General features: G+C 54.5%; 6 protein-coding genes. 5 read left to right on the forward strand and 1 reads right to left on the reverse strand.

The window, feature by feature from the left end:
• Positions 1 to 7: 7 nt before the first annotated feature.
• From U5760_RS17885 to U5760_RS17895, 3 genes are read left to right on the forward strand one after another with little or no spacing between them, the layout of a single operon-like run.
• Positions 8 to 1147, forward strand: a complete 1140-nt coding sequence (locus U5760_RS17885) for a hypothetical protein (RefSeq protein ID WP_322013584.1) — start codon at positions 8 to 10, stop codon at positions 1145 to 1147.
• On the forward strand, positions 1137 to 1940 hold the full coding sequence (locus U5760_RS17890; RefSeq protein ID WP_322013585.1) for an ABC transporter permease: 804 nt from the start codon (positions 1137 to 1139) through the stop codon (positions 1938 to 1940). The genes U5760_RS17885 and U5760_RS17890 overlap by 11 nt, the downstream gene beginning before the upstream one ends.
• Positions 1937 to 2590 (forward strand): ABC transporter ATP-binding protein, encoded by a 654-nt coding sequence (locus U5760_RS17895; RefSeq protein WP_322013586.1) that lies wholly within the window; start codon positions 1937 to 1939, stop codon positions 2588 to 2590. The genes U5760_RS17890 and U5760_RS17895 overlap by 4 nt, the downstream gene beginning before the upstream one ends.
• Positions 2591 to 2740: 150 nt before the next feature.
• Here U5760_RS17895 and U5760_RS17900 read toward each other — a convergent pair whose 3' ends face one another.
• Positions 2741 to 3907, reverse strand: a complete 1167-nt coding sequence (locus U5760_RS17900; protein ID WP_322013614.1) for a polysaccharide biosynthesis/export family protein — start codon at positions 3905 to 3907, stop codon at positions 2741 to 2743.
• Positions 3908 to 4051: 144 nt separating this feature from the next.
• On the opposite strand from U5760_RS17900, the gene U5760_RS17905 reads away from it, so the two are divergent.
• Positions 4052 to 5254, forward strand: a complete 1203-nt coding sequence (locus tag U5760_RS17905; RefSeq protein WP_322013587.1) for a glycosyltransferase family 1 protein — start codon at positions 4052 to 4054, stop codon at positions 5252 to 5254.
• Between the two features lie 106 nt (positions 5255 to 5360).
• Positions 5361 to 7238 carry a capsular biosynthesis protein gene (locus U5760_RS17910; protein WP_322013588.1) on the forward strand — a complete coding sequence of 626 codons (1878 nt, stop codon included), beginning with the start codon at positions 5361 to 5363 and terminating at the stop codon, positions 7236 to 7238.
• Positions 7239 to 7539 lie beyond the last annotated feature (301 nt).

The raw sequence follows: 7539 nt of genomic DNA on the forward strand, positions 1-7539 counted from the left end.
ATCGAACATGAAGAATAGCTTGACTCATCTCTTTTCCATAACATCCAACTGGATTCGAGGAATATTTCGTAACAAACTATTTATCGTTACGACGTTTATCCCCACCTCGGTTGCGCTCGTCTACTTTGGATTCTGGGCTTCTGACATCTATGTCTCGGAATCCCATTTCGTCATCCGCACGCCGGATAAACAGACAACGTCGCCGCTTGGATCGATTTTCAAGGACGCTGGTATCTCCAAGTCCGACGACGATTCGTTTAGTGTTCAGGACTTTATCCTGTCTCGCGACGCGCTGCAGGAACTCGATGGCAAGCTGGCGCTCAGGAAAAAATACTCACTAGAGAACATCGATATTTTTAGCCGGTTCGCAAGCCTCGGACAAGACCGGAGTAATGAGGACTTCTTTAAATATTACAAGAAGATGGTCAATGTCAAGCAGGACCCGACATCGTCCATAGCGACGCTGACCACCAATGCGTTCACGGCAAAAGATGCGTACGAGATCAACAGAACGTTGCTGTCGATGGCTGAAAGTCTGGTCAACAGGCTCAACGAGCGAGCACGACAGGACATGATTGGTTACGCGCTTCAGGAAGTGCAAGATGCAAAGAAGGCATCGGACGACGCTACGCTTGCGCTTGCAGACTATCGGAATCAGAACAACGTTATCGACCCTGAGAAGCAGTCGTCCATTCCTTTGCAACAGATTGGGAAAATGCAGGACGACCTGATTTCGACCCGCACGCAAATCATGCAGATCGAAACGCTGGCCAGCGACAATCCGCAGCTACCCGTGCTGCGCTTGCGTGAGAAAGCATTGGAAAGCGAAATCGAGGCCGAAACGCAACGGGTCGCAGGCGGCGATCGCTCTCTCGCAGAAAAGGCAGCGGCCTTTCAGCGCCTTGAACTGAACAAGGAATTCACCGACAAAATGCTCGGAAGCTCGATGGCCGCGCTCGATCAAGCCAGGAACGAAGCTCGTCGCAAGCAGCTTTACATTGAATATATCGTGCAACCGAATCTGCCCGATAAAGCAACGGAGCCGAAGCGGCTACGCATCATCGGGGGCGTGTTTCTCCTTGGGCTAATCGTTTGGGGAATTCTGAGCATTCTGCTAGCAGGCGTCAAAGAGCATCATGACCGGTAAACAACTAAAGGCGTCGGATTTCGCAAACGCCCTGGAAACGCAGTTACGGGTTCTTTGGGCACTGGTGCTTCGGGAAATCGTGACGCGCTATGGCCGCGAAAACATCGGAATACTCTGGTTCTTTGTCGAGCCGTTGATGTTCATCCTCGGCATTGTGTTGCTGTGGAGCGTCTTTGAACACCGGCTTATCTCGACCGGAAGCGTTGCAGAATTCGCGCTTGTCAGCTATCCGACAATTCTCATGTGGCGCAATACGACCGGGCGCGTGACCAAGGCAATTGAAGTCAACCGCCCATTACTTCACCATCGACCGATCCGGCCGATGGACTTCTTTTATTCGCGCATTATTCTCGAATTCGCCAGCGTAACCACGACGTTTCTCATCATCTTTGTTGCGTTCGTGGTCTTCGGCATTGCGCATCCACCCAGAGATCTGCTCGCGATGATCTTTGGATGGCTTATGATCGGATGGTTTTCGTTCGGCTTTGTGTTAGTGATGGGTGCCCTGTCGGAGATGAATGACGTCATCGACAAGATTTCTCACGTGATCCTGTATTTCATGCTGCCCGTATCAGGAGCATTCATTCCTACGGCCATCATTCCAGCCGGACTGCGAGATTACCTGCTGCTGTTTCCGTTGGTGGACTGCGTCGAGTACTTTCGATATGGCTACTATGGTGACGCAATGAAGACATATTTCGATCTTCCTTACACAATCGTCGCAAACTTGTTCCTCACTTTTTTTGCCTTATCGTTGATGGTAGTAGCGATCCGGAGAATCGAAACGTCGTGATTGACATTCAGAATGTGGTGAAAAAATACCCGCTCCGTCACGGCAGGGAGCACAGAGAGGTTTTATCGAATGTCAACTTCCGGATCATGCGCGGCGAGAAGTGGGGCATTCTCGGGCGCAACGGCGCCGGAAAGTCCACGTTAGTGCGATTGATCAGCGGCGCCGAACGTCCGAGCTCCGGCCGTGTATCGCGAGACATGTCGGTTTCGTGGCCGCTGGCGTTCGGCGATGCGTTTCAGAGTTCGCTCACGGGGCGAGACAATCTGAAGTTGATTTGCCGTGCGTACAACGTGGATTTCACCAAGGCTATTTCATTTGTCGAGGATTTTGCCGAACTAGGACCTTATATCCGCGAGCCGATCAAAAACTACTCATCTGGGATGAGTGCGCGGTTGGCATTCGCAATCTCGATGGTAGTTGAGTTCGATTGCTATCTGATCGACGAAGTTGTCGCAGTGGGTGATTATCGCTTCGTTGAGAAATGCGAAAACGAGTTGTTTGCCCGCAGAAAAGACCGGGCAATGATTATGGTCTCCCACAATGCAGAGTTCATCAAGAAGCACTGCGAAAAGGTTGCCGTACTTGATCGCGGCAAACTGACGCTGTTTGATGACGTTGACGAAGGCAACGCCTACTACCTGTCATTGTGATGCATCGCTTGTATCCGGATGCAAGAACGACCGATAGCGTTTAATCCAGATTCACCGGCAGATTCTGGAAATTTCTGAATGTGCCGAAATGGCCTCAGAGGATCGGAACCGGGCACCACCTGCTTATGGTCGCCGACCTCTCTGATCCACTTATCGGAAAGTCTGAACGCCCGTTACCACCGGATACACAACCGAGAACACCAGATTCAGGACCTTCTGAATCTCGGTCACCGGAGCATTCGAGACATACAACATGTCCCTGTTATCCATCATGAAGCTTTGAGTAACGAATAGCGAATTGGGATCGCGAAGATTCACGCGGTAGATCACCGGCACCTTTCCATCCGCCGTCGTACGCACCGGCGTAACAGGCCAGTTCAGTGCATCCGCATCCTCGAAGCGGAAAATGAAAACGCCACGAACGTCCGAACGAGAATCATCCAGACCACCCGACCGGGCAAGCGCCTGAGCGAGCGTAATGCCCTGCGCTTCGAAGTTGACTTCCTCGTTCTTGCCCGTTGCACCCAGTACCGTAAAGCTATACGGCTGGAACAGTGCGGTGACGACATCCCCGGCGTGCAAAGGGATGTTCTGGCGCGGGTCGCGGATAACCGTTGAGAGCGGCATCGAGACTACCTTGCTACCGCGCGTAACCTGAATTGTGATTTTGTCGACGGGCTGACGTACGCCTCCTGCTGCCGCCAGGGCATCCAGAAGCCGCTCGCCGCGCGCGGTGAGTTGCATCCGGCTACTCGCCGTCACGTCACCGACGACAGTGACGTATGACGTCACGTTCTTCGACAACTTGACCAACACCTGCGGATCGTGCGCCATCCCGCGGAGACGCCCGGCAATGTCGCGCTGCAACTCACCCGGCGTGAGCCCGGCCGCCATCAGCGTGCCGGCAAACGGCACACTGATGTTGCCGTGCCCGTCTATCACCAGATCCGGCAGCACCGTCACATGCGCGGTACCCGGTGCCCCTTCAGCATTGATCTGACCTCCGCCAAAGAGCAACGCGGGTGGTGCCTCCCAAATCGACACTTCGATCGTGTCACCAATACCGAATTGTTGCTGGAAAGCAGCGCTACTTCCTAACGCCCCGGAGAAATCACTGTTATCGCGTTCTGTAATGAGCTTACGAGCAACCTCGTCGGTGATGTCGACGATTTGAATGCCGGACACATTCGACGATTCCCCAGCCCGCTCGATCTGTGCTCCGCTCGGTCCGGAGGTGGGGATCCCGGCGCACCCTCCGAGCATAGCCACTGCCCCGATACACGCGACGTAAAACACACTACCCGATACACGCGACATTTCTTGAAAGATTTCTTGATTTTTGATGATCTTGAATTGTCTCACGTTGCTACTTGAAATAGAATGCGTTCGTTAAAAAATACAACTGTAGCGGCGCGGTAGGTCCTACAGCATGAGTTGACCACAACAAGATATTGCGATTCCGTGTCAAAGATCATTCTGGACGTTACTCGCCTGGTGTCGCGTCTCTACGATGGCTTACTGCCGACTGGGGTCGATCGTGTGGGGCTCGCCTACATAGAGCAATATGGGTCGCGTGCGCGCGCAGTGCTCAGTGAGCGGGGATTCACGGTTGTTTTAGGGGAAACGCAATCACAACAAGCGTTCGAACTACTTCTTTCATCCCACCGTAACAAAAACGCGATTCGCCGTCTTATCAGCCGCGCCGTCATTCATCGGCCGCTGGAAAAGAGCGCCGAACGCTCGATTTTGCTGCACACAAGCCACAATGGCATGGAGTTTCCCCGCTATTACCGAGCGATGGCGAAACGAGGTGTCCGCTCGGTATTCATGGTGCACGACCTGATTCCCCTCACGCACGCAGAATACTGCCGGCCAGATGTCGATAAGGTACATCGAGCCCGGATCCACACAGCATTGCAGTATGCCGACGGCCTGATCGCCAACTCGCAGGCCACCCTGGATTCGCTCGCCGCCGAAGCAGATCGCGCCGGACTACCGCTTCCCCCCAGCACGGTTGCGCACCTGGCGTCGGGTATGATCGCCGCCACTCCACTGCGCAGTCCGCTTGACACACCATATTTCGTTATGCTTGGCACCATAGAGCCACGCAAGAATCACTGGTTTATGCTGCATCTCTGGCGCACTTTAGTCGAGAAATATGGAAGCGAAGCACCAAAGCTGGTAATAATCGGGCGCCGCGGATGGGAATGTGAAAATGTTGTCGATATGCTTGAGCGCTGCTCCAGTATCCGCGATGCGGTTGTCGAGGAAGGCAATTGCTCCGACGAGCGTCTTCAAGCGTGGATTCAGCATGCCCGGGCACTACTTTTTCCTTCCTTCGTTGAGGGCTACGGCATTCCTCTCGTCGAATCGCTTGCTTTGAAAGTACCCGTGCTGGCTAGCGATCTAAGTGTCTTTCACGAAATCGCATCGGACATCCCAGACTACCTCGATCCTCTTGATGGCCCAGGCTGGCTCGCGCGGATCGAACAATACGCACAGCCCGATAGTCAGGAACGCGAAGCTCAAGTCAAGCGCATCGAACGCTTTCGCGCCCCTTCGTGGCCTGACCATTTCGATCGTGTCGACATCTTGCTGGATTCGCTGAACCAGGTGAGTCGACCAGGCACTCCGCAAGGGCTTGGGCCCCTCCACGGCGTATAACCAAAGATGACTGCGGGGCACGCGCTTTTTCCCCTTGGTCAGGAATTCAATCAAATAGCCTCTGGATAATGGGTTTCCGGGTCGCCTCGCCTAACTCAGAGCGAAAATGATGCAAATCGTCACCAATATGGCCCAATCGGGACCCTTGTTGCCGCGCAGGAATCGAAGTGCGCCACCCGTTTCATGGTTCGTCGTGCCGCACTCGAAGATCCCTGAGCAAACGATTGCCGAGGAAATCAATAAGGCACTTCTGGCGGACCCGCACGCCGGGGAATCTCCAAAGGTTTCAACACTGATTCAGCGCGTGCTCGACTCGAACGCCATGGACGCGGACCAGCAGTCGCTTTGTTGCGCGCCCGATCTACTCGAGCCGGCTTACAGAATACGAGTACTCCTTATCGACGAACGCGCGCGTACTCCCGGTTCAAGCGCGACCGCACACGAACGTCGCAAGACATTTCGCCGCATGATCGAAGCCGCGAGCGCCGCGTATCCAGACGCCGAATTCTGGCTCGCCCGCACGACCAACCAAGGTCGCGGCAAATGGCTATCGGCTTGCGCATCCCTACCCCCTCTTGATGCCCGAATCCTGGACACTCGATACTCGGTTTGCGCCGCTGTGCGCCGCGTCGATCACGTGTACACGATCACTGCATCCGAGGGATTTTATGCACTGCTCGCAGGGGTTTCGGTACATGTATTCGGTGCGCCGTTTTACGCCGGATGGGGACTGACTGACGACCACGACGAACTGTCACGCCGTACCGCGCGCCCCACCCTCCCGGCTCTTTTTGACGTCGCACTCCTTCGCCTCTCACGTTATCTCGACCCGACAACGCACGCCCCAGGCAATCTCGATGCTTTCCTCAATAGCGTGGAATTGCAGCGAGCCGTCGCGCACCGCTTCCGGAATCTGCGCAATGTAGCCGGCACACACTTTCAATGGTGGAAGCGCCCATTTGCGACACCTTTCCTGACCGCCGGCGGCGGCTCTTTGCGCTGGATCCGCAAAGCGAAAGACATACACCCCGGCGAGCATGCAGCCCTCTGGGGCGCACGTAGCGCGGACGGCCTACCCGAAGGCGGGGGACTCGTACGAATCGAAGACGGTTTCATTCACTCGGCAGGACTTGGTTCAGACATGATTGCCCCGCGCAGCCAGGTGGTCGATATGCGCGGCATCTATTTCGATCCAGGTCGCCCTGGAGACTTGACGTCGCTGCTCAACGAAGCAACCTTTGACGACGCAGAACTCGCGCGGGCCGCAGCATTGCGCGATCAGATCATTCAGGCCGGCCTGACCAAATACAATCTGGGCCGGCGGGCGCCAACATGGAAAGCGCCCGTTGGATTGCGAATTGCTCTGGTCCCGGGCCAGGTAGCAGATGACGCCTCCATTCGCCTCGGTACCCGCGCAATTTCCACCGCCGATGCATTGTTACGTGAAGTACGCGAGCGGCATCCAGATGTGTTCATTGTCTACAAACCACATCCCGACGTACTTTCCGGCAACCGTAACGGCCTTATCGATGCCCAGCGTCTTGCCGATATCGTCGACGTCGACTCAGATCTGATTTCACTAATCGACGCAGCTGACGAGATTCATACTCTTTCATCGCTCGCTGGCTTTGATGCGTTATTGCGAGGCAAAGCCGTATACACCTATGGTCTCCCTTTTTACGCGGGATGGGGCTTGACCCACGACGCAATCGAAGCTATTCCATGGCGTCAGCGCCACCTCTCTCTCGATATGCTGATAGCTGGAGTTTTGTTGCGGTATCCGCTTTATTGGGACTGGCGTCTCCAACTGTTTACAACGCCGGAGGCTGTGGTCCGTGAGCTCGCACCGCTCGCAGCGCGCCCACTTATACGGGTGCGCGGCAACCGCTTACGTCCGCTCCTCAAAATTGCCCGGTGGACTCGCAACGCCTTTCACCACTTGCTTTGGCGCCGACAGCAGGCCATCGCAAAATGGGAATCATAAAGCACTTGACGTATACCACGTGCGACGCGGGTGATTCCGCAAACCGCATTACCTTTTGCCCGATAGTTAAATTTCGCTTTCGCCTCTGAGAAAATTGTCTTTCGATCTAAAGTGTGGAATTTACCCCCCATGTTATGAATGGGAAATTTCATGTACATGACATACTTGGCAATCCAAATTACCCCTATTCCAAGAGAAATTTTTTTGACCGGGTTAGCTTGAAATCAATGCCAAATCATCAAGACAGCAATTAGCCCGTTAATAACTTCAGTATTGCTGGCCCATCATGTTAAGATCACCG

The organism is Paraburkholderia sp. J12, from assembly GCF_905220215.1.
Lineage (GTDB): Bacteria > Pseudomonadota > Gammaproteobacteria > Burkholderiales > Burkholderiaceae > Paraburkholderia.